Annotated in this window: 20 protein-coding genes, 1 other RNA gene and 2 pseudogenes; 11 read left to right on the top strand and 12 right to left on the bottom strand. The window is 51.3% G+C overall.

Annotated elements, in window-relative coordinates; genetic code table 11:
* Positions 1-153: 153 nt before the first annotated feature.
* A complete protein-coding gene (gene nhaA / locus LVJ83_RS09885) occupies positions 154-1,305 on the bottom strand; it encodes a Na+/H+ antiporter NhaA (protein WP_244784331.1) in 1,152 nt (383 codons plus the stop codon).
* A 350-nt stretch (positions 1,306-1,655) separates the two neighbouring features.
* Between nhaA and LVJ83_RS09880 the strand changes: the two genes are divergently transcribed.
* A complete protein-coding gene (locus tag LVJ83_RS09880) occupies positions 1,656-2,450 on the top strand; it encodes a Cof-type HAD-IIB family hydrolase (RefSeq protein WP_244784330.1) in 795 nt (264 codons plus the stop codon).
* Positions 2,451-2,978: 528 nt separating this feature from the next.
* Complete coding sequence (pta, locus tag LVJ83_RS09875) at positions 2,979-4,487, top strand: phosphate acetyltransferase (protein ID WP_244784329.1); 1,509 nt, start codon at positions 2,979-2,981, stop codon at positions 4,485-4,487.
* Between the two features lie 507 nt (positions 4,488-4,994).
* Here the strand turns inward: pta and LVJ83_RS09870 are convergent.
* Entirely contained in the window at positions 4,995-5,378 is a 384-nt protein-coding gene (locus tag LVJ83_RS09870) for an isochorismatase family protein (protein ID WP_244784328.1), read from the bottom strand.
* Positions 5,379-5,579: 201 nt separating this feature from the next.
* Between LVJ83_RS09870 and LVJ83_RS09865 the strand changes: the two genes are divergently transcribed.
* Positions 5,580-5,825, top strand: coding sequence for a hypothetical protein (locus tag LVJ83_RS09865; protein ID WP_244784327.1), 246 nt, complete (start codon positions 5,580-5,582; stop codon positions 5,823-5,825).
* A 357-nt stretch (positions 5,826-6,182) separates the two neighbouring features.
* Here the strand turns inward: LVJ83_RS09865 and LVJ83_RS09860 are convergent, their stop codons facing one another.
* Positions 6,183-7,517 (bottom strand): sodium-dependent transporter, encoded by a 1,335-nt coding sequence (locus LVJ83_RS09860; protein WP_244784326.1) that lies wholly within the window; start codon positions 7,515-7,517, stop codon positions 6,183-6,185.
* 795 nt (positions 7,518-8,312) lie between these two features.
* A pseudogene (locus LVJ83_RS09855) lies at positions 8,313-9,170 on the bottom strand (IS982 family transposase); the annotation flags it as partial.
* A 120-nt stretch (positions 9,171-9,290) separates the two neighbouring features.
* Between LVJ83_RS09855 and LVJ83_RS09850 the strand changes: the two are divergent.
* On the top strand, positions 9,291-9,446 hold the full coding sequence (locus LVJ83_RS09850) for a hypothetical protein (protein ID WP_244784325.1): 156 nt from the start codon (positions 9,291-9,293) through the stop codon (positions 9,444-9,446).
* A gap of 90 nt (positions 9,447-9,536) precedes the next feature.
* Here LVJ83_RS09850 and LVJ83_RS09845 read toward each other — a convergent pair whose 3' ends face one another.
* From LVJ83_RS09845 to LVJ83_RS09835, 3 genes are read right to left on the bottom strand one after another with little or no spacing between them, the layout of a single operon-like run.
* Complete coding sequence (locus LVJ83_RS09845; protein ID WP_244784324.1) at positions 9,537-9,821, bottom strand: hypothetical protein; 285 nt, start codon at positions 9,819-9,821, stop codon at positions 9,537-9,539.
* A gap of 4 nt (positions 9,822-9,825) precedes the next feature.
* Positions 9,826-10,866 (bottom strand): hypothetical protein, encoded by a 1,041-nt coding sequence (locus LVJ83_RS09840; RefSeq protein WP_244784323.1) that lies wholly within the window; start codon positions 10,864-10,866, stop codon positions 9,826-9,828.
* On the bottom strand, positions 10,859-11,218 hold the full coding sequence (locus tag LVJ83_RS09835; protein ID WP_244784322.1) for a hypothetical protein: 360 nt from the start codon (positions 11,216-11,218) through the stop codon (positions 10,859-10,861). The genes LVJ83_RS09840 and LVJ83_RS09835 overlap by 8 nt, the downstream gene beginning before the upstream one ends.
* A 495-nt stretch (positions 11,219-11,713) precedes the next feature.
* Here LVJ83_RS09835 and LVJ83_RS09830 point away from each other — a divergent pair, with 495 nt between their 5' ends.
* Complete coding sequence (locus tag LVJ83_RS09830; protein ID WP_244784321.1) at positions 11,714-12,580, top strand: phosphoribosylaminoimidazolesuccinocarboxamide synthase; 867 nt, start codon at positions 11,714-11,716, stop codon at positions 12,578-12,580.
* Positions 12,581-12,864: 284 nt separating this feature from the next.
* Here the strand turns inward: LVJ83_RS09830 and adhP are convergent, their stop codons facing one another.
* Both adhP and LVJ83_RS09820 read right to left on the bottom strand, forming a co-directional pair.
* Positions 12,865-13,899: an alcohol dehydrogenase AdhP gene (adhP, locus tag LVJ83_RS09825; RefSeq protein ID WP_244784320.1), complete on the bottom strand. Its 1,035-nt coding sequence runs from the start codon at positions 13,897-13,899 to the stop codon at positions 12,865-12,867.
* 422 nt (positions 13,900-14,321) lie between these two features.
* A pseudogene (locus LVJ83_RS09820) lies at positions 14,322-14,919 on the bottom strand (IS5 family transposase).
* 302 nt (positions 14,920-15,221) lie between these two features.
* Between LVJ83_RS09820 and LVJ83_RS09815 the strand changes: the two are divergent.
* The 4 genes from LVJ83_RS09815 (at position 15,222) to LVJ83_RS09800 (ending at position 20,694) form a co-directional block, all read left to right on the top strand.
* On the top strand, positions 15,222-19,724 hold the full coding sequence (locus tag LVJ83_RS09815; RefSeq protein WP_244784319.1) for an ADP-ribosyltransferase-containing protein: 4,503 nt from the start codon (positions 15,222-15,224) through the stop codon (positions 19,722-19,724).
* 109 nt (positions 19,725-19,833) lie between these two features.
* Positions 19,834-20,076, top strand: coding sequence for a type II toxin-antitoxin system Phd/YefM family antitoxin (locus LVJ83_RS09810; protein WP_244784318.1), 243 nt, complete (start codon positions 19,834-19,836; stop codon positions 20,074-20,076).
* Positions 20,066-20,359 carry a type II toxin-antitoxin system RelE family toxin gene (locus tag LVJ83_RS09805; protein ID WP_244784317.1) on the top strand — a complete coding sequence of 98 codons (294 nt, stop codon included), beginning with the start codon at positions 20,066-20,068 and terminating at the stop codon, positions 20,357-20,359. The genes LVJ83_RS09810 and LVJ83_RS09805 overlap by 11 nt, the downstream gene beginning before the upstream one ends.
* Before the next feature lie 50 nt (positions 20,360-20,409).
* Entirely contained in the window at positions 20,410-20,694 is a 285-nt protein-coding gene (locus LVJ83_RS09800) for a hypothetical protein (protein WP_244784316.1), read from the top strand.
* A 109-nt stretch (positions 20,695-20,803) separates the two neighbouring features.
* Here LVJ83_RS09800 and ssrA read toward each other — a convergent pair.
* Positions 20,804-21,165: a transfer-messenger RNA gene (gene ssrA, locus LVJ83_RS09795) on the bottom strand.
* 385 nt (positions 21,166-21,550) lie between these two features.
* Here ssrA and LVJ83_RS09790 point away from each other — a divergent pair.
* A complete protein-coding gene (locus LVJ83_RS09790) occupies positions 21,551-22,051 on the top strand; it encodes a DUF1841 family protein (RefSeq protein WP_244784315.1) in 501 nt (166 codons plus the stop codon).
* A gap of 90 nt (positions 22,052-22,141) precedes the next feature.
* Here the strand turns inward: LVJ83_RS09790 and LVJ83_RS09785 are convergent, their stop codons facing one another.
* Positions 22,142-22,918: a glycosyltransferase family 2 protein gene (locus LVJ83_RS09785; RefSeq protein WP_244784314.1), complete on the bottom strand. Its 777-nt coding sequence runs from the start codon at positions 22,916-22,918 to the stop codon at positions 22,142-22,144.
* A 190-nt stretch (positions 22,919-23,108) separates the two neighbouring features.
* Positions 23,109-23,858, bottom strand: a complete 750-nt coding sequence (gene rlmB, locus LVJ83_RS09780; protein ID WP_244784313.1) for a 23S rRNA (guanosine(2251)-2'-O)-methyltransferase RlmB — start codon at positions 23,856-23,858, stop codon at positions 23,109-23,111.
* 147 nt (positions 23,859-24,005) lie between these two features.
* Between rlmB and LVJ83_RS09775 the strand changes: the two genes are divergently transcribed.
* Entirely contained in the window at positions 24,006-26,291 is a 2,286-nt protein-coding gene (locus LVJ83_RS09775; RefSeq protein WP_244784312.1) for a DNA internalization-related competence protein ComEC/Rec2, read from the top strand.
* Positions 26,292-26,429 lie beyond the last annotated feature (138 nt).

The raw sequence follows: 26,429 nt of genomic DNA, 5'->3' as shown, positions 1-26,429 counted from the left end.
CCATTGATACAAAGGCCGTCTGAAAAAATGTTTCAGACGGCCTTTGTATTTGCCGGCAAATCTTTCATGATGAATCATGCTCATTCACAAAAGCAAGTGAATAAGGCGGGCCGGCAGTCAGGTTGTTTGTGTGAATGGATATCACAGGCAGTTTCAGGCTTTTGCCGCAGGTGCGAAACGCAGCACCAAATAGCCGAGTATACCGGCCAGCGCCGAGCCTAAAAATACGCCGACTTTGCTGTAATCTTGCAGTTCGGGGCTGGTAAAGGCCAGCAGGCTGATAAACAGGCTCATGGTAAAGCCGATACCGCACAACAGCGCTGTGCCGTAAACCTGCAACCAGCCGGCGCCTTCAGGCAACGATGCCCAGCCCAGTTTTACTGCACCCCACACCAGGCCGAAAATACCGATTTGCTTGCCTAAAAACAGGCCGAGCGCAATGCCGAGCACCACCGGTTGGGTAAACACATCCATGCTGAAGCCGGCAAACGACACGCCGGCATTGGCAAAGCCGAAGATCGGCACCACCAAAAAAGCCACCCAGTTTGCCAGGGCATGTTCCCATTTCAGCAGTAGCGGTTCGCCGGCTGCTTCAGGTGTACGCAGCGGAATGGCAAATGCCAGCAACACACCGGCTAAGGTGGCGTGAATGCCGGATTTTAATACCAAAAACCACAACAGCAGGCCGGCCAGCAGATAAGGCCAGCTTTTGAGCACGCCGCGTTTGTTCATCATAAACAGCGCCGCCAGCACCACCGCCGCCAGCAGCAGATAAATCGGCGCCAGATTGGCGGTATAGAAAAGCGCAATAATCACAATGGCCGCCAAATCGTCCATAATCGCCAGCGCCGTCAAAAATATTTTTAACGACAGCGGCACGCGGCTGCCCAAAAGCGCCAGCACGCCCAGCGCAAAGGCAATATCGGTGGCGGCAGGTATCGCCCAGCCTTTCGAGGCTTCTGCATCGCCGCTGTTAAACAGCAGATAAATCAGCGCTGGCACCACCAGGCCGGCAAAAGCGGCCAGGCCGGGCAGCAGCCGTTTGGCATTGGTGTCTAATTCTCCTTGCAGCAGCTCGCGTTTGACTTCAAGGCCGACAAACAGAAAAAATACCGCCATCAGCCCGTCGTTTACCCAATGCGATATGCTCATGCCGGCCACATAGCTGCCGAGTATATCGAAATATTTCCCCGACAAAGGGGAATTGGCCACGATGATACCTAAAAGTGCGGCAATCATCAGCACGATACCGGCTGCGGGTTCGGCACGGAAAAAAGCGCCGAATTTTTGTATCACTACATTCATTAAATTATCCTTATCTATGGTCTTGTGGGTGCATGTTAGCTTTTGAATATTATCAAAATTTGAAGGTTCCAACAATGCAACGCCCCGCCACTCCGCCCAAATTAAGGCATTGCTGCCGACGATAAAAGTTAACGGTTTGTTTGCAAAGCTGAATGCGGGTTGCCGGCGCGGAAATTGATTTCGATTGAATTTACGTCAAATCAATGGCCGGTTTGATGAAGACGAAATTGTATGGCGCTATAATGAAAGCTGTGTATTGCACAAACACAGATGCCGGCATGCCGTTTAAGCAGCAGTGCATCTGATGGTTTGTCTGCATTTTATTTGCCGCTCAACCATGAAAGAGATTTATGCATAACCCGAAAATCATATTTTTCGATATCGACGACACCCTTTACCGCAAACATACCGACACCCTGCGCCCATCAGTTGCAGAAGCCATGCGGGCATTGAAAGCCAAGGGCATCATCACCGCCATCGCCACCGGCCGCACGCCTGCTGCGATACCTGAAAAAGTGTGGCAGGTTATTGAGGAAGCGGGGATGGACTTGCTGGTAACCATCAACGGCCAATATATCCGCTATCGTGGCGAAGTATTGGAGAAACACCCGTTAGAGCGGGAAAAAATCGCCGAAATGTGCGTTTTTTTAGAAAATTGCCAGATTCCTTATGCGTTTGTTTCAGAGCAAACCATTGCCGTATCGGAGTCTTTGGATTATGTGGAAGAAGCAATGTCTAAGATTTTGCCCGAACACCCGATCGACAAGGATTATTACCGGCAGCATGAAGTGTATCAAATGCTGGCATTTTACCCGCCGGCGCAAGATGATCAAGTGAATGCCGAAGCGCACCGGCACGGTTATAAAACCGTGCGTTGGCACGAGCGCTCGGTAGACATGCTGGATAAACAAGGCTCAAAAGCGCGCGGAATCAGCACTGCTGTCGCCAAGCTCGGTATCGATATGAAAGATGTTATGGCTTTCGGCGACGGCTTGAACGATATCGAAATGATGCAGAGCGTGGGCTTCGGCGTGGCCATGGGCAATGGCCATCCCGCATTGAAAGCGGTTGCCGATTATGAATGCCCGACGGTGGAAGAAGACGGCGTACTCAACGGCTTGAAAGCGCTGGGTGTGATTGATTGAAACATTGCATTGCACACAGCCCAAAGCCCTGTTTGATGATTGAGTAAGATGAGGCCGTCTGAAATATTGCTGTGTTTGTTTCAGACGGCCTCATGATTTGATTTATTAAGATAGAAATCAATATTTTCTGCTGAAAAAGCAACAAACCGCGCATTCTATTGTATATTCAAATTCTGCAAACGCCCGCAACGGCGCTTGCAAGGTTGATTAGGCAAAGCTTAGTGGTTGTTCGCCGCTTATCGTGCGGCAATATTCAGGCAAAAAGCACCTGTCAATCGAATGGTTAGGATGCCCTAGGGCATCCCAACCATTCAGAATTACTTAGATTTTTTGTGATAAAAATACAGATGCCAGGCAAAAAACACAGCAAGATTGGGCATCTTGCGAGGCTTTTTAACGCAGCAGATGTGCTTTTAGCGCAAAAAAGATAATGATATATGAATGGTTAGGATGCCCTAGTGTAAAATGTCTATTCAGCAATGATATAATGAGAAAAATCTTTCCACCCGGTTTATTAAAGGATAAATTATGGCTAATGTATTAGTAGTACCTGTTTCTACTCAGGCAGACGGTTGGGCGGTAACTCAGGCCGTAGCGGGCGCATTGCCCCGTTCGGCAGTATTTCGCGCGTTTGATGAAGCGGGTGAGGCCGAAAAATTGGTATGCGCCGGCAAAAGCGACGATTGGCTCGATTCGCTGGTAACCTGTGTGGCCGCTCTGAATGCAGAAAACGTGGTAATCAAAGGTGCCAAGCCCGATCCCGAACGCGTGATTCTGTCTGCTAAAAATCTGGATGTCGCATTATCATTTGATGCCAGCGTAGTATTTGCCGTTTATACCGACACCGATGATGTCGAGCATGTATCCAATCGTTTGAATCTGGCCAAACAGGCTTATGTCAACTCTCCCGGAACAGCGGTGGGCTTTGTATTGGATGGTGCCGATAGCGGCGCCGGCGCCACCATCGCCGAGAAAACCGGCTTGGTGTATTTCGGCTCCAGCAAAAAAATCACCAACACCGATTTGCTGCTGAAAAAACCGGGCGGCCGTATGTCGCCGGCACAATTCCGTGTGAATATGATGGATGCTGCCCGCAATGCCAACAAGCGTATCGTATTGCCCGAAGGCGCAGAACCGCGCACTGTGCAGGCGGCCGCCATCTGCCACGAAAAAGGCATTGCCCGCTGCGTGTTGCTGGCACCGCGTGCTGAAGTGGAAGCGGTTGCCAAAGAGCGCCATATTGTTTTGCCCGATTCGCTGGAAATCATTGATCCGGCCGACTTGGTCGAGCAATATGTGGCGCCGATGTGCGAATTGCGCAAAAGCAAAGGCCTGACACCCGAGCAGGCGCGCGAGCAGCTGCAAGACACCGTAGTATTGGGCACCATGATGATGGCGCAAAACGATGTCGACGGCTTGGTGTCCGGCGCCGTTCACACCACCGCCAATACCATCCGCCCGGCATTGCAATTGATTAAAACCGCCCCGGGTGCCAGCCTGGTGTCGAGCGTGTTTTTCATGCTGCTGCCCAATCAGGTGCTGGTATACGGCGATTGCGCCGTGAATCCCGAGCCGACCGCCGAACAATTGGCTGATATTGCCATTCAATCGGCTGATTCGGCCAAAGCGTTCGGTATCGAACCGAAAGTGGCGATGATTTCTTACTCAACCGGCACTTCAGGCAGCGGTCCGGCCGTGGAAAAAGTGGCACAGGCTACGGCGCTGGTGCAGCAAAAACGACCTGATCTGGCGGTTGACGGCCCGCTGCAATATGATGCGGCAACCGTGCCCAGTGTCGGCAAATCCAAAGCACCCGACAGCAAAGTGGCCGGCCAGGCAACCGTGTTGGTGTTCCCTGATTTGAATACCGGCAATTGCACGTATAAAGCGGTGCAGCGTAATGCCAATGTGTTGAGCGTCGGCCCGATGCTGCAAGGCTTGCGCAAACCGGTAAATGATTTGTCACGCGGTGCTTTGGTAGACGATATCGTCTACACCATTGCGCTGACTGCCATTCAGGCTGTGCAAATGGCTTAAACAGGCCAAACACCATCAAGGCCGTCTGAAACCTTTTCATCAAAAGGGTTTCAGACGGCCTTTAAATTGAATGATTGGCATGCTGAAAACACAACTGTCCAATTTATACCCATTCACCAAAATAACCTAATGGCATTGATTCGCCTGAACTTGAAGAGGAGCGGTTTTGCTAGGGTGTCCTGATGTGTCATATATCATCATCTTTTTTGCGCTAAAAGCACATCTGCTGCGTTAAAAAGCCTCGCAAGATGCCCAATCTTGCTGCGTTTTTTGCTTTGAATCTGTGCTTTTATCACAAAAAATCTGAATAATTCTGAATGGTCCGGACACCCTAGGATACCCTAAGGCGCTGAGCGCTAAGTCAACCGGCCCTATGCGTGTATATTGTTTTCGGCTCGACACCTTGTTCGCTTACTTGGTGACTGGGTATAACAAGGCAAACCAACGCGGGTAGGCTGTTTTTTGAAAAGATGTTTATCACACCAATTTGTTACTTCACTTTGCCATTTATATCACGATGGCGGCAGGCGACGCGATAACGGCGGGCAGTTCGCTGCTGTTGTTGATTACAATCACGCCCGCCTGGCGCATGCTGTATACAGCATGGATGATGCCTTCCGGTGTGTAGCCGCGACAGGCGGCCAGGTTGACGATAACATTCCAACCGTCGCCATACCATTTCAGCTGACAGGCAGTTTTGCGCACGGCATGTTCGGTTGCCAAGCCGCCGATGATGATGGTGCCGGTGTTTTGGGCAAACAGCCATTCGAGCAGACCGGTGCTGCGGCTTTGACCGATATCGTGAAAGCAGGCGCTGTAATTTTCATCGCCTTCTGTTTCGATTTCGTGATGATAGTCGGCAGGGCAGGGCAAGCCGGGTAGAAAATGCAAGCCGCGGCATTGCTCGGCCTGGTTTACCCATCCGGCTGCCGAATGAAAAATGGAATAATGCCGGCCCGAAACAGGGCTGCTATGCTCAAAACCACCGCACAGCGTGTGCCGGGTGGATGAAATATTACTGATTAAAAGCCGTTGTCGGGCAAAGCCGGCCTGGCGGTTTAATTCTGCCACAATCTGTTCCGGCTGGTGGACGTGGAGCGTGTCGTTGGCGGCATGGCAGGAAAACCTGCACTGGGGTTGGAGGTCAACGGCAATAATGGTCATGGTGCAATCCCTTGTGTCGGTATTATTTTGGGAATCTTGAATCAATCCGGGCAGGGCATTGTGCCAAGCAAGGCAGGTTTCGCAGATGCTAAGGTTTTGGTTTATCGGCTGCAAAATCCGGCATTGCGCGGTATGAGTGCACAATCTGCGGTATTGGATTCAGGCGCTTTTTAAGCTGAGTATGACGTAATGGGATAATCCGTTTGTATAAGCGCTTTGATAATCGGCTTTTATTATAGATAATCGGTATCTTATCAGCAGGACGGATATTGTACTAATCATTATTTCTAAATAATAGAACAATATCATTTGTGAATATTTATTAATTCCAGTCATTATGATTTGTGGAATTAAATGAAGAAAGCATAATGATGTTTGTGGTTTATATCGATGAAATCAGGCCGTCTGAACGATATACGGTATTCAGACGGCCTCAATCGGAATAATGGCTTGAATAGAGAAAGGTGTTTGTTTTAGCTAAAAAACCTTTTATAGATCAAAGTCTTGAATGTATATAAATATCAACAGAGCCTAAATCCAACCGAGCGTGTTGGCAAACACCAATAAAATGGCAATCGGCGCCAGATAGCGCAAAGCCATATACCACAGCTGCGGTATGGATGCAGACACATTGCTGCCGCGCCGCATATGCCCGAGCACGGCATCTTTTTGCTGCACCCATGCCACAAACACCGCCACGCACAGTGCACCCACAGGCATAATCCAAGCAGTAATCAGATAATCCCACAGGTCAAATACGGTTTTACCGAAGATTGTCCAATCTTTTCCTATGCCAAACGAAAGTGCGGAAGGAATGCCGACAATAAAAATGGCCAACCCAACCAGCCGCACAGCCGGCCGGCGGCGGGCTTCATGATTGTGGATGGCCGCCGCAATCACCGTTTCCAGCATGGCAAAAGCAGAAGTGAGCGTGGCAAACAGCACCAGCAGCATAAATACGGCAAACAACACCTGCCCAAACGGAATATGCTGGAATACTGCCGGTAAGACCACAAAAATCAATCCGGGCCCTTGATCCGGCGCAAAGCCGAAAGCAAATACCGCCGGAAAAATCACCAGCCCTGCCAGCAGTGAAACCAGCAAATTCAGCCACATCACGCTGTTGGCCGAGCGGAAAACATCTTGGTCGTCACCGAGATAAGCCGAATAAGTAATCATTGCCGACACACCGATACTGAGCGCGAAAAAAGCCTGCCCGAGTGCAATCAGCATAGTTTGAGGGTTGAGATATTGCCATTGCGGCTTGAGTAAAAACGATACTCCCGCCATAGCGCCCGGTAAAGTGAGCGAACGTACTACCAGCAGGATAAACAGCACAAACAGTGCCGGCATCAGATAGCGGCTGGCTTTTTCAATGCCGTTGGCAATACCGCCTTGCACCACCGCCACCGTAACCAGCATAAATAAAGCCTGATATAAAACGGCGCCAACGGGATTCGCAATGGTGTCGGCAAACAATTGCCCGAAATCAGCATGCGGATGCACTGCACCGCTGAACGCATGTACCACATAAGCCAGCACCCAGCCGCCTACCACGCTGTAGAAAGACAACAACACAAAACATGCCGCCACGCCCATGCGGCCTACCCATGGCCACATGCTCCCCGGAGCCAGCACTTTAAATGCGTCAACCGCATTTCTGCCGCTCTTTCTGCCGATATAAAATTCTGCCAGCAGCACCGGCAAGCCAATTAATAAAGTGAACAGTAAAAATAAGATAAAAAATACCGCACCGCCGTTGGTGCCGGCGGTGTAGGGAAATTTCCAAATGGCCCCCAGGCCGATGGCCGAACCGGCAGCAGAAAGGATAAAGCCGATTTTAGAAGACCACGAAGCAGATTTCATAAACCAATCACATAAAAGCCGACAGTTTCAGGCGGTGAAAATGACAAAACCGCCGATACACAGGCCGGCGGAGCATAAATAATCGTGGCAGATTGTAGCAAACATGCAGGAAAATTGTAATATTGATGGCGCGAAAACAAGCAAGCCGGCGGATAAGCGAGTAATGTTAAATAAGCGCTTTGTGTTGAATCGGGCATTATTTATAGTGTAAAAATGCAATATAAAGTAATTTTGTGTATTTATATTGTTTTCAGACGGCATTATCTTGATATAAAAACTTTCATAAAAATTTTGTAGGAATGCAATAACCACGCAAGCCGGCTTGCTCTTTTACCGATATTTCTTTTACCGATATACTGAAATGGATCAAATAATGCTTTGTATGGTCAATCGAAGGAAGTCGGATACGCTATGTTGATTCTGATGCAGTTGAGAAGGCTGAAGACTGGGGTATTAAAAGCTTGAAAGGATGGTCATGACTACGGAAAACTTCGCCGATATTTGGCAAGACGAGTGGGACAACCTGCTCACACCTGAAGAACAGGCAGTATTTTTCAGGCTGAAGCGATGAAGAACAGGATAAATACCTGATTGCCTGCACTTCCCATGAAGCCATGACAGCCTATCTTGAAGACCCCGCCTCACCACCGGCGGCCAAACGGTTGCTGAATTTGGAAAGCTGGAAATAAGCACCAAGCCCTGCCGGAAACAGCAGGGCTTTTTTGCATTATTTAACGTGAGTTCGGGATAATCCAGCACGTTTCCTACCCCCCTAGCGGGCAAGCCGGCGACATTGATTTTTACCCCCGGCTTAAACGGCATCAAGCAATACGCAACCAAGTCCGAAATCAAATTCAGCAAGAAACCTGTATAAGAACGGTGCCGTGTATGTTCTATTTGGCAAAGGTTTTTCAACTCATCAAATACCGACTCGATCACACCGCGCTTTTGCAGCAACCCCGGCTCAAAAGGTGTTTTATCCTGTTGTTTCATATTCTTTTTCTTCCCCGTTACCAAATGAATGCCATATTCGCTTTGCAGCCATTGAGTCAGCTCCTTACCCAAATAGCCCTTATCGCCGACAACAATGCTCCACAATGAGGCCGCCATATCTTTCCAAGCATGGCGGTCGTTGACGTTACCCGGGGTTAACCGGACATCGACAAGTGCGCCTTGATGGTTGATAAGGGCATGGAGTTTGAAGCCGTAGAACCAACCCATACTGCTTTTACCGCGCCGGGCGCTGCCTGCAAAAACACGGTGGGTCGGGATGCGGCGGTTATGGCAAACGGCTAAAGCGGTGGAGTCGACAAAGCTGATGCCGCTGCATTGGCCCATTTGTGTTTTGAGAAAGGCGGAAAAGGGGATGATGGTGCGTTGTGCCAATTCGACAAAGCGGTTGTAGGAGGGCATATTGGGAAATGCCTGGCTGAGCATGCGTTTGATTTGGAAGAGATAATAGGTTTTGAAATGGCGATAGCGGATTTGGTGGAAATCAATCCAAACGGTCATGATTTCTGCTGTGCTGACGGAGGCTTTGCGCTGTCGGATTTTTTTGTTTGCTTGGTGTGAAATGCGTTGTTGATTAAATTTCGGTTCGAATGTTTTGCAAAAATCGTCCACGAGACAGAAAAGTTCGGTAAGATAATCCATGAGAGGCCTTCTTGTGGTTTTTTGTTTGTGTGCAAACAGCAGCTTACTACAAGTCGGCTTCTCTTTTTTGGAATTTTCTTATCCCGAACTCACGTAGCTTAAGGTGGCGCCCAAGAGGAAGTGGCCGACCATTTGTGCGGCTTCGTTTGGGTTTTCTCCGTGGCCGAAGGTGTTGCCGATGGCGGCTGCGGCATACGGCGACAGGGTGTTGGCGGCAACCTGTATATCGGTTTGGCCGCCGAGGGCGCCGGTAATCAGGGTGTTGGCGGCATTTAATGCGCGGCTGTTGCTGCTGATTTGGCTGGATTGTTAAAGAATGAGGCCGTCTGAAATGATTAGTAATTCAGTTTCAGATGGCCTATTTTATTATTTACATGCGGGTAAATCTTTATAAACACTTTTATCACAAGTGCGCTTGCCATTAAATAAATAACCTTTTTTTTCCATGCATTTAGCGTTTTTAATGTATGTATTATCTGATATGCTTGTGTTATTTGCTGTATTAGCAAAACCGCAGCTTAACATATCAGACTTTAATTTTGGATATGGGACTGATTGATTATTTAATTTCCAATAATCATGTTCCCATGGATATGTGCCACAACCAGCGATTAAAAAACTTACAAAAGACATTATTAAATAATTACGCATATTATTACTCTTTTTCTTTGTTAAAACTAGTAGGTTTCCATTCTGGAAGTTTATTGCTTGAATTTGACCAATAATCTTTTTCTTTACATAATCTGCCTCCTTTTCCATAACAACTATGCACCGTTGCAGAACCACCTAATCCTATCCATTCCTGATACCATTGTTTTCCATTTTCTGCATTACCGCCTGTCGGCCTATTTCCACCGATAATGCCGCCAACAGGATCATATTTATGTGACTGATACTTTAATTCAGCAGCTGCAGCTTGCGTGGGCGACATATTTTCGCGGCCTTGCAGGGTAGAAAGCAATCTATCTGCTTTGCTTGAGTTATAGGCGGGGCCGACAAAGTGCACCGTCAAGCTGGGTAGGCGACTTAACAGGGACTGATCTTTGGCTAACGATTCCAAAGCATTACCCGTTGTCATCGCACCGCGGCTATGGCCGTCGAAGTGTACGCCTTCCTGCCCATATTGAGCCATAATGGCTTTGGTTTCCTGTGTGGCATTGGTTAAACCCATCAAATCATTTTCCATAAATTTCATATATCCGGCCACCATCATTTCGGCAAAAGCATTACTGGTTTGCGGGAAATAAATAAAATATTGTGCATCTTGATTATGTTGGTCGGCATATTGGGCAGCAGAATTAATGTCGGTAAAAATACCATTATTGAATACAGTAATTTTTCCGCCTGCTCCGGCTTGCAGGTTTTGTTTTTCCTCATCGGTTAATTTGTGGTATTTAGAGACATCTTTTCCATTTTTATCTATGCTATTAGAAATAACTTTACCATTTTCATCTCTTTCTAAAACATAAATATCAGCAGCCTCCACAAACATTTTTTGATATGCCTCATCAGAGGAGAATGTAAGCGCAAAATCGGTTAGCGTGCCTTTTGCATCTCTTCGAGCCTCAACATCAGCCAGCATTGACTGAATATCAACAGCTTCTAAAGCTCTATGTGCACCCGCTAAATCTTTTCTAATTGATTTAGCCGCTTTTTGGCCGCTCTCGGAAGCAATATCAAATACACCATCACTCAATAACCAGCAGCGCGACCAAAACCGCCGTCGTGCGGAAGAGTTGCGCCGCCAAAATGAGCGCCAACGCGAGCAGATGCAGCAGCGCCGGCGCTTTGAACAGCAACGCCAAGCCGATGAACGCCGCGAGCAGTTGCGCGAACGCCGGCGTGCCGAGCAGCAGCACCAAAACAATCAGCGCAACGAACAAACCCGCTGTCAAAACGAGCAGCGCCGCGAGCAAATACAGCGTCAGGGTGAACAGCGCCGTGAGCAAATGCAACGGCAAAATGAGCAGCGTCGCGAGCAAATGCAACGCCAGAGCCAACAGCGCCGCGAACAGTTGCAAAACCAAAACCGCCAGCGCATGCAACAACAACGGATGCAGCAACCACGTGAAACACTACAGCCGGGACGGGAAAACAGCAGCCGCATTTTCCGCAGCCAGTAAGAAGCGTTTGCAAAATTTCTGCTAAAGCAGCAGAAATCGTTCGGTTAACGCTATTCCGGTTTGCGCCGGAATGGTTGAGTGATTGGGTATTTGTGCTGAAAAAGTATTTTACCAAGCGCTCAGTCATACTGATTCATCAAGTAAGCGAACAAGAGCGTGAGCCGGTGGACTTAATACCTTAGTGCCTCAACGAAACCGCTTTTCTTCGAGCTGAGGCGAGCCAACGCCGTTAGGCTATTTTTGTGCATGGGTATAAAGGCGGCTTGATGCTGCATAAAATCCAAAAAATACACAGGAAAAGTATATGGCCAATACTTTGAACTTGCCGGCAGATAAACTTGCCGAATCTTCTAACAATCTGCCCATTTCAATGGAATTCGGTTAAAATAAACGCTTTGCGATTGAGCCGAGAGAGCGATTATGTCTGACATCAGCCTGAAAAAAATCTATTCTGGAAAAGTTCGTGATTTATACGAAATCGACGATAAACGCATGCTGATGGTTGCTTCAGACCGTTTGTCGGCGTTTGATGTGATTCTTGACGACCCGATTCCCGGCAAGGGCGAAATACTTACCCAAATTTCCAATTTCTGGTTTCAGAAGCTCAACCACATCATGCCCAACCACTTTACCGGCGACAGCGTTGATGACGTGCTGCCGCCGCAGGAAGCTGAAGTGCTTGCAAAGCGCGCGGTCGTGGCCAAAAAGCTCACGCCGGTTAAAGTAGAAGCCATCGTGCGCGGCTATCTGGCCGGCAGCGGCTGGAAAGATTATCGGCAAACCGGCACCGTGTGCGGTATCAGCCTGCCCGAAGGCATGCAGGAAGCGCAACAGCTGCCGGAAGTGATTTTTACTCCCTCTACCAAAGCTGCGGTGGGCGATCACGATGAAAACATCAGCTTTGAACAATGCAGCCGGATTATCGGCCGGGATTTGGCCGAAGAAGTGCGTGCCAAAGCAATTGAGCTTTACACGGAAGCAGCCGCCTATGCCCAAACCCGCGGCATCATTATTTGCGATACCAAATTCGAGTTCGGCCTTGATGAAAACGGCACTTTAACCTTGATGGATGAAGTGTTGACTCCCGATTCAAGCCGTTTTTGGCCGGCAGACCAATATCGGGTCGGCACCAACCCGCCATCTTTCGACAAGCAATTCGTGCGCGATTGGCTGGAACAAAGCGGCTGGAACAAGCAGGCTCCCGCCCCCAAAGTGCCTGCCGAAGTGATTCGGAAAACTGTGGAAAAATATCAGGAAGCGCTGGATTTGCTGACCGGGAAATCATGATTTCTAGAGTGCCCTAGCTATTCGATTGACGGGTGCTTTTTGCCTGGTGTCTGCACTTTTATCACAAAAAATCTGAGTTATTCTGAATGGTCAGCACACCCTGGCGGGCAGTAAAACCATCAAACAAAGGCCGTCTGAAAGCATCATCAGCTTTCAGACGGCCTTTGTTTGATATCGTCAAGCATCAAGCATTGCTGGCGTGGGATATTGAAGCATTTTACCAAACAGCTGCTTCAGAACCATACCGCCACAAATGCCTGTTGCCCAGTTATCGCTTGAAACCATTAATGATTGTGGCCGCAGGATTTTTTCATATCCAATACCATACGCCCCTGGATTTTACCAGCATACATTTCTTCAAAAATGTCGCCCACTTCATCCAGCGCACGGGTTTGTACCACCGGCACCACCAAGCCGCGGGCGCCGAAATCGAAAGCTTCGGCCAAATCCTGACGGGTGCCCACCAGCGAGCCGACCACTTCGATGCCGTCTAAAACGGTGCGCGGAATAGAAAGATCCATGGTTTCCACCGGCAAGCCCACGGCTACAACACGGCCGCCGGCACGCACGCAATCGATGGCGCTGTTAAACGCATCTTTCGATACGGCAGTAACCACGGCCGCATGAGCGCCGCCGTCGGTGATTTCTTTAATGCGCTCGGCTGCATTTTCATTGGCAGCATTGATGGTTACTTCTGCGCCGACCTCCTTGGCCAAAGCCAGTTTGTCATCGTTGATGTCGATGGCGATAACGCGGGCGTTGAACACTTTCGCTGCGTATTGCACCGCCAGATTGCCCAAACCGCCGGCGCCATACATGGCAATCCATTGGCCGGCGCGCACGCCGGAAACTTTGGTGGCTTTGTAAGTGGTCACGCCTGCGCAGGTAATCGAGCTGGCCTGAGCCGGATCAAGGCCTTCGGGCACTTTGACCGCATAATCGGCAGTTACCAGACAATATTCGGCCATGCCGCCATCAACGGTGTAGCCCGCATTTTTTACCGTGCGGCAAAGGGTTTCACGGCCGCTGTTGCAATATTCGCAATGGCCGCAGCTCTCAAACAGCCAAGCAATACTCACGCGGTCGCCCACTTTCAGGCTGGTTACATCCGGTGCTACTTCTTTCACCACACCAATGCCCTCATGGCCGAGAATACGCCCCGGCTGCTTGCCGTAATCACCGGCGGCCACGTGCAAATCGGTGTGGCATACACCGCAATATTCAACTTCGACCAGCGCCTCGCCGGCGCCGACTTCGGGAATGTCTTTTTCAACCACTTCCACGCCCGTACAGGCTTGATTCACGACTGCTGCTTTCATATCACTACTCCTTATAATATTTATGGATGTTGATAAACTGAAGCTATGCAATGAATAGCATATTGCTTTTACAGTATAGCCAATTAAAATACTTGCTCCAATTGAAAATAGTAAAAGTAAAAGGCAAATCAAAAGAAGGCATTAATGTTATGCAGTAACATATAATCGGTGTGTCGCACCGGTTCAGAAGCGTAAGTTGATCAGGGTGGCAAGCTGAAGATGCTACGCAGACACGGGGCGTGCCGGTATGCGGCTTTATCAGCTTATTTTGTGAACCAGTATAGAGGGGCAGATATGTGGAGAATAAAAAATCCCGCACACGCGGCGGGATGAAGGAAAATGTACTCTTTCTGATTTAAATTCTGTAACCATTTGAATTTAAATTTGTAACTGGTGTGGGTGGGATCTGTTAAAGCGTATCCTCAATTTAATTTAGCGTGAATAATGGTACATGCCAGATACAGCATCAGCTTGAAATTGACTGCCTTATTTTTTTCTCCCATCGCTCGTGAATCATATAGCTTTATTCGCAATAAAATAATTTCCTGCCGCCACCATCTCAATCAGTCTGCTTGCAATTTGACTGTCGCGGATTTCACCCCCAGTGATTTTAAAATCGAACGGATATCTATCCGCATCAACTGATAAATGTATTTTTGCAGTTGCTCTGCCGTGATTTCGTCTAATTGCTCTTTCTTCACCATGCCCAGCTCTCCACGTGCATGCTGATGACACCGTACATAGCTTCCGTCGGCGAATACCCATTCTTCATCAATTTCTTTTCGTAATCCAGAAAAAATTGTTCCACAATCCATTTTTAGACCAGCAGTTAAAGCGGTTATATGCTGTTTCCCATGGGCAAAATGTTTCAGGAATATCACGCCAGGGCGCGCCTGTGCGAAGCTTCCATAATATTGCTTCCATGACTTCCCGATCATTTTCCCAACGATGGCAGCCATGTTCGCGCATGGTTGTTTGCAGCTGGTTCCAAAGGTTGTCTGTTAGTGCTCTTCTGGTCATTTGTTTATATCAGCCAATAAATTATCAAAAATATAGGCGATATTTTATCATTGATGAAGAGAAAATGAGATTGGGGATATGCCCTAATCTCTATGTTCGAAATCAGCTTAGACGAAAAATACCTCAAACGTGGGCGAAGACGCTGGCAATTTGTGGGAACAGATGACCGGTGAAAAATAGCTGGCCAGCCATTGCGGGAAACAAAGGCCGTCTGAACATTCAGACGGCCTTTGTTTCAGCCCCGGTACACTTGGCGGTGGTTGCCGATACGCACAATCAAGACGGTAATTTCTTTATCGCAGATGTCACAATTCGGCCTCGACCCCGCACAAGTGGCAGCGATGGATAAGCCGGTATTGATTCGCAAGCTGGATGAAGATGTGGACATTGCCAAGGCGGCGGTGGCCTCAAATGAGGGTGGCGGCTTGGGCATGAGCGCGCTGGAGCAAGCGCGGGCAGATGCCGACCGCCTGCCCGATTTCGGCAGCTTCACGCCGTCTGAAAGCGGCGAACTCAACACCCCGGCCAACCGCGGTTTTATCCGCCAGTTTGTAGGGCAGATGCCGACCACGGTGCAGGCGCAGATGGTGGATGCACAAGGCTTGTTGAGCCAAGACGGAATCCGCCGCTTGCACAATGCCATGCTTTACCGCGCCTACGGCAACAGCCCGGCCTTAAGCCGCATGGTGGAAAGCACCGACCAAGGCGCCCGCAATATGGTAAACGCCATGATGCAGGCCGCACCGACCATTGCCAAAGCACGCGGCCACATCGCATCGGGCGATATGCATGATGCCGATATTGCCGCCGATATTGTGGCGGCGGTGGAAAAGCTGAACGAAATCCGCGAGAGCGGCGGCAGCGTGGCCGATTATTTGGCGCAACAGGGCATGTTTGAAGATGATTTAAGCCCCGTTGCCCGTGACTTGGTGGCGTTTTTGGATGAGCATAAACGCAGCGCCAAGGCGATTGCCACACTGTTGAAGCACTATTACGATTTGCTGGGCGCCCAAGGCAGCCCCAATCAGGCCGATGTGTTTGGCGACAATAGCGCACCCGACAGGCAACAACTTTTAAGAAAGGCAGAACATGACTACCGACAACAAAACGAAGCGCCCGGCCAAAGCGGATTATTCGGCCAAGCAGCCGAATCGGCAAAGCGGCCTGATGAGCCTGATTCGCAAGCTCGACAACAACCCGCAGGCAGCAGCGGTGATGAAACAGGCGCTGGCGAAGACGCGGGAAGCGCTGAAGAGCAAGACGGATTAAATGAAGATTCAGACGGCCTCGATGAGCCTGATTATTTGGATGACGGCGAAGAGCTGAGCAATGAAGAGCAAGAAGCGCTTTATCACTCGGTCATGTTCAGCCGTGGCGGCAGCCTGGCAGAGGGCGGCGAGAGCACAAGCAGCTTTGAGGCAACCGCTAAAGAAAACGGCGGTGAGCGGATGTATGCATATGCCAAAGAGCACGGCGAAACCGAACTGGCCTATGAGCAATGGGTGCAAGTGCGCACGCCTGAATTTAAGGCTTGGTTTGGCGATTGGGAAAGTCTGAAGCGCGGCAAGAAATTTCCGAAAGTGCTTAATCCGCGCACGGGTGAACCGCTGGTGGTGTATCACGGCACACCGAACGATTTCAGCGAGTTTTCTTACGATTATGTGGGAACACAAGGCACAGCAGACGGGCAGGGCTTTTACTTTACCGATGATGCGCTATTCACTGAAAACTACCAACAGGGTTCGGGAAAGTCGATGGCCGTTTACCTGAATATTCAGCACGAGCTGAGCGCAGATAAATGGACGCTGACAAAAGCCAATGTGAAAGCGGTGTTGAAAGTGCTAGACCCTAAGGGTAGGGATTTTCTTAGCAATTACGGCGATGTGGACTATGACGGCTACAATGCCGTGCTGAATGAAGCGGTGGAAATGGAGCTTGACGGATCAAGCAATGATGTTGATTTTGTCGGCAACCTGATTAACAGCGGCGTGGAAATCGAGAATGCTTACCTTGCTTTGGAAAAGGCAGTGGGGGCAAGCGGTATCATTGCCCAGCAAGATGACGGCAGCACACATTATGTGGTGGGTTTGCGCAATCAAATCAAATCTGCAACAGGAAACAAAGGTGATTTCAGCCGCAACAACAACGATATCCGCTATTCACGCAGCGCCATGAAAGACACAGCGGCCAATATCCGCCGCGGCCGCGAAGCGATGAACCGCGCCATGACCGAACGTGCCGATGTGAAACGGGCGATGTACCGTAATGATATTGGCTGGGTGGATTTTGTGTGGGGAGATACCGGCAATCGTTTGGCAAATGGCAAAACAAAAGGTGCAATGGGTTTGTCGCATATTGTCGACAAGCGTATGGCCGTTGACGGCATGAGCTATGATGAAGTGATTCAGATGCTTACCCGTGATGCGGTTGAAACGATTGCAGAGGGTAAAACAACACGCAGAATTGAAAGCGGAAAATCGGTAAGGCTGGAAGTCAAGAAAGACGGTAATACCGTTCAACTGACAAAGCGCGAGGGCAGTAATACTTGGCTGCTGACGGCATTTAATGATTTTGAGAATCAGGCGGTGGAAAAGGTGCGGGGTGCGACGCAGCCTAACCTACGCAGTTCCGACCCTATACGTTCTCGTGACGGAATGGGAGCGCCTGATACATCTGATACTTTACGCGCAAGCCGTGAGCAAATCAAGCAAACCCGCCAAGCGGTAGCGCAGGCGGTGGGCAAAAACAACCTGCGCCATATCGAGATTGTGGCGCGTGATGATGCGGCACGGCCTGACAATGCGCAGGATTTGGCCGATGCGCAGGGCTGGTATGATCCGCAAACGCAGAAGATTACCCTGATTGCCGAAGCCCTGCCAAACAAGCGCACGGCGCAATTTGTGGCTTGGCATGAGCTGGGGCATCAGCGTATTGATGTCGACGGCTTCGCCAAGTGGCGGCAACTGTTTGCGGCCGCTTATAACGGCAATGCGGTCATCAAGCAGGCCGCCGACAACATCATGAAACAGCGCCAAGGTCAGAAAGACGGCGCAGCCCGAAACAAGCTGGCGGCGGTGGAAGAGGCGGCGGCTGATTTGTTTGCGGCGCACCAAACGGGCGACTATGCGGCATTTGAAGCGCGCAACGGCGTGAAAGTGCCGGCGGCGATGCGGCAAGGCTTGGGCGGTTATCTTGCCCGCTTGGCCAACCATTTGCGCAGTGTTCTGGCCAAGGTGATGGGGGTGCAGCGCAACAGCATCAGCGATGCGGATATTTACGGTTGGATGAAGACGCTGGAGCAGGTAGACAGTGGGGTTTCAGACGGCCTTAGTGGGGAAGCACGATATAGCCGCAGCGAGGATACGCAGGCTAAATATGAGCGGCGTATTGATGATTTATTTGCAGGGAAAACATTCCGCGACCAAGTGCGCGTACTTGACCGCTCGGATTTGTTGGATATGCTGGGTTATGGTGATAAGCCGGTGGTGTTGGTAAACAGCAAGGTGAACGCCGACAAACATAAAAACATGGATGCTGCCGCATGGAAGAAAGTGCCTGAATGGCTGGATAATCCGTCTATGGTTTTTGACAGCGTGACAGAACAAGGCCGTTTGGTGTTTGTTGCGCCTGAAACGGTGGCCGGTAATGTGGTACGGATTATTCTCGAGCCGAAAGCGGATACGCTGGAAGCGCATGTATTGGTAAATGCTTATGATATGGAGGCAGACACGACTACCAAACCGTATAGCAGCGGTAAATACAATCCGCTGACGACCTTTGCCAATTGGCGTGATGATGGCAAATTGCAGTATATCGACAAAGAAAAAACCCGTCTGCTGGCAAGTCGTTCCGGGCTTTTATTGCCCGGGCGTCTCTTGCAGCCCACGGGTATGAAAAAGATTCTAACAGAAAAGAATTTGCAGGGCTACCGGAAAAGCAATCCCACATACGAAAGCGGCGCCAAACTCAGCCGCGGCGCCGGCTTATCCCCACAAGAGCGCCGCTGGCTTAACGAACAGGATGAATTGCAGGGGGGTGTGAAGGCCTACAACAAAATGGCCGAATTGCTGAAACCGGTATTTGCCAAAATCAAGCTGGCCGATACATCGCCGCTTGAGTTTAAACAGATGATGCGCGATTACCGGGCGCAGTTGAATGTAGCCGGGCGCACGGCGAAGGAAATGGCCGATGCGGGCGTGAAGCTGACGGCAGAGGAGCGCAAACTGCTTTCAGACGTGTTGGAAAAAGAATTGCCGCCGGGGCTGGAAATATCGCCTGAATTGCAGGAATTGGCGGGGGCAATGCGCGAGGTGTTAACACAGCAGAGTGATGATTTGGTGGCGCTACAGATGTTGAGTGAGGCGAGCCGCGAGCGCTTTAAGGATACTTACTTGCCGCGTCTGTATCAGAAGTATATGACGGGCGATACGGCGCTGGATATACTGAACAAAGAGCTTGGCCGTGCCATGCGCGGCAGCTTGGGCAATACGGTCAAAGGCCAGCATCTGAAAGGGCGCGGCCTGTTTAAAGAAGTGGCGCGTTCACGGCAGGCCAAGTATGAGGCAGAGGGCTGGGAAATGCGCCACGACTACGGCAGCAAGGGCAAGAAGGCCAATACCGTGGTGATGTGGCGCGACTATACCCGCGAGGAACGGGCGGCGATGGGGGAGGAGCGCGATGCGATGTTGCGCTTTACTTCGGGCTATATCAAGACGCAATCGGATATTGCCAAGGGCGTGCTGTTTAAGCGGGTGGACAAGCGGCGCGAAGCCTTACAGCGGCTGTATGACAAGCGGGGGGATTAAGTAAAGGCAGGCCGTCTGAAAAAAGATTCAGACGGCCATTATTTAAATAGATGTTGGATATGGTGCTGAATTTGATGTAATATTAAATATCTTTTAAGGAGGAATAATCATGGAAGCAGTATTGGCAGATTATGCTGTAAGCGTGACAGAGCTTAAGCGCAATTATGCAGCCATAATGGCGCAGGCAGATGGTGCCGTGGCGGTGCTGAACCACAACAAGCCTGAAGCCTATCTGATTTCTGCTGAGCGTTATCAGGCGCTGCTGGAGTATATGGAAGATTTGGAAGATGTAAAGCTGGCGCTGGAGCGTTCAGATGAACAGGCAGTGAAGGTGTCTCTGGATGACTTATGAATTGGCTTTTCTGCCCTCTGCGCGGCGGGAATGGGACAAGCTCGACAACAGCATCAAAACCTTGTTCAAACGCAGGTTGGCAGAACGCTTGGAAAACCCGCATATGCCGTCTGCGGCCTTGCACGGCATGAGGAATGCTTACAAAATCAAATTGCGCCAAGCCGGTTACCGTTTGGTTTACACGGTGGATGACGGCCTGATTACGGTAACGGTGGTGGCGGTGGGCAGACGTGATAAAAGCACGGTGTATGTACAGGCCTTGGCGCGGGCGAAGGATAAGTAACCGATTAAAAAACCGCCACAATACCCCTGTTTAATCAACAGGGGTGTTTTATGGCGCATGCAAATCCTTATGAACCGGGGCAGGTAGAAACGCTGGAAAAAGCGCGCAACGAGCTGGTGAAGCTGGTGGCTATGGTGAATCAGCTGATTGCCAACCAACAGCTGATACAGCGTGATGACGACTGCTTGGCCGCTTGCGCAGTGGTGCCGCACACATTGAGCGATGAAGTGGTGCGCATGGATCGGCCATTTGGCGTTGCTCGGCGCCTATGCGGCAAGGTCTTGTCAAAAGGGTGGGTGGTGACCGACCTACGGCAACCGCATGTATGCCGTTGATGACAATAAAAAAATCCCACCTTAAAGCGGGATTTTTTAAAGAAAATGTGCCAATAACGTGCCATTTTCTGTATTAAATTCTGCAACTATTTGAATTTAAATTTGTAACTGGTGGAGGCGGGGGGAATTGAACCCCCGTCCGAAAGTCCTCTACAAAGCGTTCTACATACTTAGTCGTGTCTATTTGAAATCTTGTTTCCATTCCGCCGGCAGACAGGCTGTTTGGAAACCAGTTACCTTAAATCTTATTCCGTGCCAAGTAACCCGACACGAAACCAGCCAATGTAATTGACGTTGCTGTAGGTTTTACCCTACGCAGCCCATCGGCCAACTGCTGCAACGGCAGGCCTTAAGCGGCCAGTGCGTAAGTTTCGTCGTTTGCGACTATTTAAATTCAGTGTTTTACGGGAATCTGAGACCCCGGTATGCCCGCATCTGCTTCGCAACCCCCGTCGAAACCAAGTCGCCCCCAGATAGGAATTTTTGATTATACGCGCTTTGCCGTGCGATTGCTAGGGTGTCCTAACAATTCAGAATTATTCAGATTTTTTGTGATAAAAGTGCAGATGCAAGGCAAAAAACGCAGCAAGATTGGACATCTTGCGAGGCTTTTTAACGCAGCAGATGTGCTTTTAACGCAAAAAAGATGATGATATATGAATGGTCAGGACACCCTAGGGTGTCCTGACCATTCGATTGTCGGGTGCTTTTTGCCCGGCATCTGCATTTTCAGGAGCAAAAATCCCCTCATACAATGACACCATCAGGCCACCTTGGGGTGGCTTGAGGTGTCGTTTTCAGACGGCCTTGAGCGATTGGGCTATAATGGCGGCGGAATACACACGGATTGAAGACTATGTATGATGTAAACACACATGATGTGCGCCGCTTTTTTGCCGAGGTATGGCAGCAGCGTCTGTTGCCGTTGCAGCTGAACGGCTTGCAGCAAAAAGCGTTGCGTATTATCGAGGCGCACCCTGAATACCACCGTTATCTTGAGCGTATTGAAGATTATCTTGATAAAACCTGGACGCCTGAAGAAGGGGAGAGCAATCCTTTTTTGCATATGTCGCTGCATCTTTCGATACAGGAGCAGGTGGGCATCGACCAGCCGCCGGGCATTCGGGCGATTTATCAGCAGCTGTGTGCGCAACACAATGACGACTGGACGGCTGCGGAGCATGACATGATTGAGGCGTTGGCGGAAACCATTTGGGCGGCGCAGCGCTCCGGCAAGGGCTTGGATGTGAATGCCTATATGACGCGCCTGCGCAAACCGTTGGGCTTGGGGCAGGAAGAGCATGCCCGCATCAATCCGCATGAAGTGGGTTTGTCGGATAAAATCAGCGGGCGTTGAGCCGGGCTGTGTTGCATGGAATCAAGGCCGTCTGAAAACGCATTATCTCGGTAAAGATGTGCGCTTCAGACGGCCTTGTTAATCAACGTATTATTTTTTGCCGGCCAGCCACAAAGCTGCATATTTGTTAAACGTTGCTTGTGCCAATAATATCGACAGCAGCAAACCGTGCCGGCCATCCAGAAAGCCGGCTTTGAGAATATACATTTTGATAAAGCTGCCTGCGCCATGCACCATGGCTTGGCTGAGCGATGCGGTTTTGCCTTTGGCAAGTCGTTGTTCTGCCCAGAGCCGGCCATAAAGATTCTGCTTGGCCAAAAATTGATCCAGGGTTGCATAGGTGTAGTGCAGCGCATCGCCTTGCAGTTTTTTCACTTGCGTATCGGCCGGCAGCAGTACTTTTTCATGCACCAAATCATCGCTGTAGCGTGCATGGGCGGTGGGATAGAGGCGTACTACCCAGTCGGGATACCAGCCGCAATGACGGATAAAGGCGCCGAAAGTGTTGCTTAAGCGGTTGAATGAAAAAGCGGTTTTCCCGTCGGCAGGGGTTTGCTTCAAGGCCGTCTGAATGCTTTGGTTTAATTCGGGTGTCAGGCGCTCGTCGGCATCGAGCCATAATACCCAGTCTGTTTCTATATATTGATGGGCGCGGTTGCGTTGGCGGCCGAAGCCCGGCCAATCTTCATGTCTGTGAAAGGCGGCGCCGTAACGGTTGGCGATGTCGGCGGTGGCGTCGCTGCTGCCCGAGTCGATAATCACAATTTTATCTGTCAGGCCGGCGGTGCTTTGCAGGCAGGCTTCAAGATTGGCGGCTTCATTTTTGGTAATGAGGGCGATGGTCAGGCTTGGATAGATTGTGTTCATGGTGTCAGATGATTCGGTATAAAATTTGCGTGATGGCAGGTTTGGCTAAGCATAGCTTTGCAGGCTGCCTTAATCTGCTGCTGCGCAAAATAGGCGCTTAATTTTGAGGCCGTCTGAAACCCGTGTTTTCAGACGGCCTCAAAGTTATGTAGGGGCAGGCGGTATCCGGTGTTGCTGATCGGTTTAGCGGTTATGATTCTGTTTTCAGCGCCCGCTGGCGGCGGGTTTCGCTGAGCACCATGCCGGCGGATACGGATACGTTCATGCTTTCTACCGTGCCGAACATCGGTATCGATACCAGCATATCGCAATGTTCGCGGGTGAGGCGGCGCATGCCTTCGCCTTCGTTGCCCATTACCCAGGCCACGGCATCGGGCAGGTTGCAATGGAACAAATCGGCGTCGCCGCCCATATCGGTGCCGACAATCCAGATGCCGTATTCTTTCAGCTCACGCAAGGTGCGGGCGAGGTTGGTCACGGTGATGTAGGGCACGGTTTCGGCGGCGCCGCAGGCCACTTTGCTGACGGTGGCGTTCAGCCCGGCGCTTTTGTCTTTCGGTGCAATCACGGCGTGCACGCCCATGGCATCGGCGGTGCGCAGGCAGGCGCCGAGGTTGTGCGGGTCGGTGATGCCGTCGAGCACCAGCAGTAAGGGCGGCTCGCTCAGGTTTTCCAATACGTCTTCCAGGTGCACGTGGTTTTTTGATGCATCGATAAAACCGGCTACGCCCTGATGGCGTGCGCCTTTGCTGATGGCATCAAGCCGGGCGGTATCGGCAAAGTGGATGCGTACGTTTTCGGCGGCGGCTTTTTCCAGCACATCGCGGGTACGGGCATCGTTTTTGCCTTCTTGAATATAAAGCTCGGTAATGCTGTTCGGGTTTTGCCACAGGCGGGCGTTGACGGCGTGAAAACCGTAGATGAGTCGTTGGTTGGCCATAATCCGGTCTTAAAAAGGTTTCAGACGGCCATTATACAGGGTTTTGTTTGTAGGCCGTCTGAAAAATCATGTGCATAATATTCATGACATTTGCTTTGTTTTGGCTTAAGCTTTCGCTGTTGATGGTCAAAAAAGGGGAAGGGTGCCGTGTTGCGCTACGGGTTGCCGTTGTGGGTGTTGGGGGTGGTGTTGTCGTTTGCTTTGCCGGCTGTGCCGCATTGGCCGGCGGTAATAGTGTTGTGGCTGGGTTTGCTGGCGGCGGCCTGGCGTTTCCGGCCGTTGTGGTTGTTGTGCGCGCTGCTGGCGGGGATGGGTTACGGCGTGTGGCGTACGCAAGCGGCGTTGGCGGCGCAGTGGCCGTTACAGGTGGTGGGTAGTGCGGTGCTGAGGCTAACGGTGGCGGATTTGCCGCAGCGTGATGAGCGGCGGGTGCGTTTTCGGGCGGATGCGGTGGATGGGGAAGGCCGTCGCTACCGTTTGCAGCTTGCCGATTATCAGCTGCGCGAATGGCCGGTGGGCAGCCGTTGGCAGGTGCAGGCGCGGGTGCGGCCGCCTATAGGCGAGGTGAATGGCGCGGGGTTTAACCGCGAGGCTTGGGCGCTGGCCAACGGTATCGGCGGCATCGGCACGGTGGGCAAGGTGCGTGAGGCCATGCCGCCTCCGCCGCAGGCACGGGGTGATAGGGCTGAAATTTTGATGTGGCTGCCGTTGTGGCGCGAGCAGATCAGCCGCCGTTGGCAAGCACCCGATGGGCAGGATATGGCGCTTTCAGACGGCCTGGGTTTGATGCGGGCCTTGAGTATCGGCGAGCAATCGGCGCTGAGTGCGGCGGCGTGGCAGGCATTCCGGCCTTTAGGGGTAAACCATTTGGTGAGTATTTCAGGGCTGCATGTGGGCATGGTGGCGCTGATGGCAGGTTGGTTGGTGGGCAGAGGGTTGCGTTTTTTGCCGTTTACGCCATCGCGGCCGCGCACTTTGATGTTGGTGGCAGGGGTGACGGCGGGCTTGCTGTATGCGGGGCTGGCCGGGTTTTCGGTGCCGACCCAACGCAGTGTGCTGATGTTGTTGGCGCTTGCTTGGGCTTGGTGGCGCGGCAGCGGTGCCTCGGTGTGGCGCGGGTGGTGGCAGGCTTTGGCATTGGTGCTGCTGATTGATCCGGCATCGGTGTTGGCGGCGGGGTTTTGGCTGTCGTTCGGTTTGGTGGCGGCCCTGCTTTGGGTGTCTTCGGGGCGCTATCGTGAAGCGGGGCGGGGCTGGCATTTGGCGGCTCAGGGGCAGTGGGCGGTAACGGTGTTGTCGGTGGTGTTGCTCGGCAGTGTGTTTGCTTCGGTGCCGCTCATCAGCCCGTTGGTCAATGCGGTGGCGATTCCGTGGTTTTCTTGGGTGTTGGTGCCGTTGGCGCTGCTGGCTTCATTGCTGCCGTGGCCGCCTTTGCAGTGGCTGGCGGCCGCGGCAGGTGAATATACTTTGCGCCTGCTGATATGGCTGGCTGCGCAGGCGCCGGAATATGCGGTGGCGGCGGCTCCCTGGCCGTTGGTGTGTTTGGCGGTGTTGGCAGCAGGGGTGTTGCTGCTGCCGCGCGGTTTGGGTTTGAAACCGTTGGCATGTTTGGTGTTGGCAGGGTTTGTTTGGTATCGGCCGCCACCGGTTGGCGAAGGCCGTCTGAAAGCGGTGGTGTGGGATGTGGGGCAGGGTTTGTCGGTGTTGCTGCAAACCCGCCAGCACCGCCTGTTGTTCGACACGGGCACAGAGGCGGCCGCGGGGATGGCGGTGTTGCCGGGCTTGAATGCTGCGGGCGTGCGCGGGCTGGATGCTTTGGTGCTGTCGCATCAGGATGCCGACCACGATGGCGGTTTTGCGGCGGTAAAACAGGCCAAAAAGCCGCGCAGGTTGTGGGCGGGGCAGCCGGCGTTTTATGCGGGGGCGCAAGATTGTGCCGAACAAAGTTGGCAGTGGGATGGCGTGCAGTTTGAGTTTTTACGTGTTTCTGCGCGGCCGGATGGCAAGGGTGATGCGCCCGACAGTATGCATGATAACGATCAAAGCTGCGTGCTGCGCGTGGTGGCGGGCAATCAGGCTTTGCTGGTCGGCGGGGATTTGGGGCGGGCGGGAGAGCGCGCCTTAGTGGCGCAGTATGGTGAAGCGCTTTACAGCCAAGTGTTGCTGCTGGGCCATCACGGCAGTAATTCATCGTCGGACGGCAGTTTTCTGAATGCCGTCGCGCCGCAATATGCGGTGGCTTCAAGCGGTTACGGTAATGCTTACAATCATCCGGCACCGGCAGTGCAAAGCCGCGTGCGCGCCCACGGTATCCGGCTGTTGCGCACTGATCGGCAAGGGGCTTTGTATTTTGAACTTGGCGGTGATGAAGTGCTGCAAGGCCGTCTGAAAACAGACAAGCCGTATTGGCAGAAAAAACCGTTTGCAGATTAGGGTATCCTGATGTGTCGATTTACGGGTGCTTTTTGCCCCTGAAAACGCATCTGCTGTGTTTTTTGCCTGGCATCTGCATTTTCAGGAACAAAAATCCCCTCATAAACAACACATCAGGACACCCTAGGGTATTCTGAT

Origin of the sequence: Uruburuella testudinis, from assembly GCF_022870865.1 — a bacterium.
In the GTDB taxonomy this organism is placed as follows: domain Bacteria; phylum Pseudomonadota; class Gammaproteobacteria; order Burkholderiales; family Neisseriaceae; genus Neisseria; species Neisseria testudinis.
This window is presented reverse-complemented; position numbering and strand designations above follow the sequence as displayed.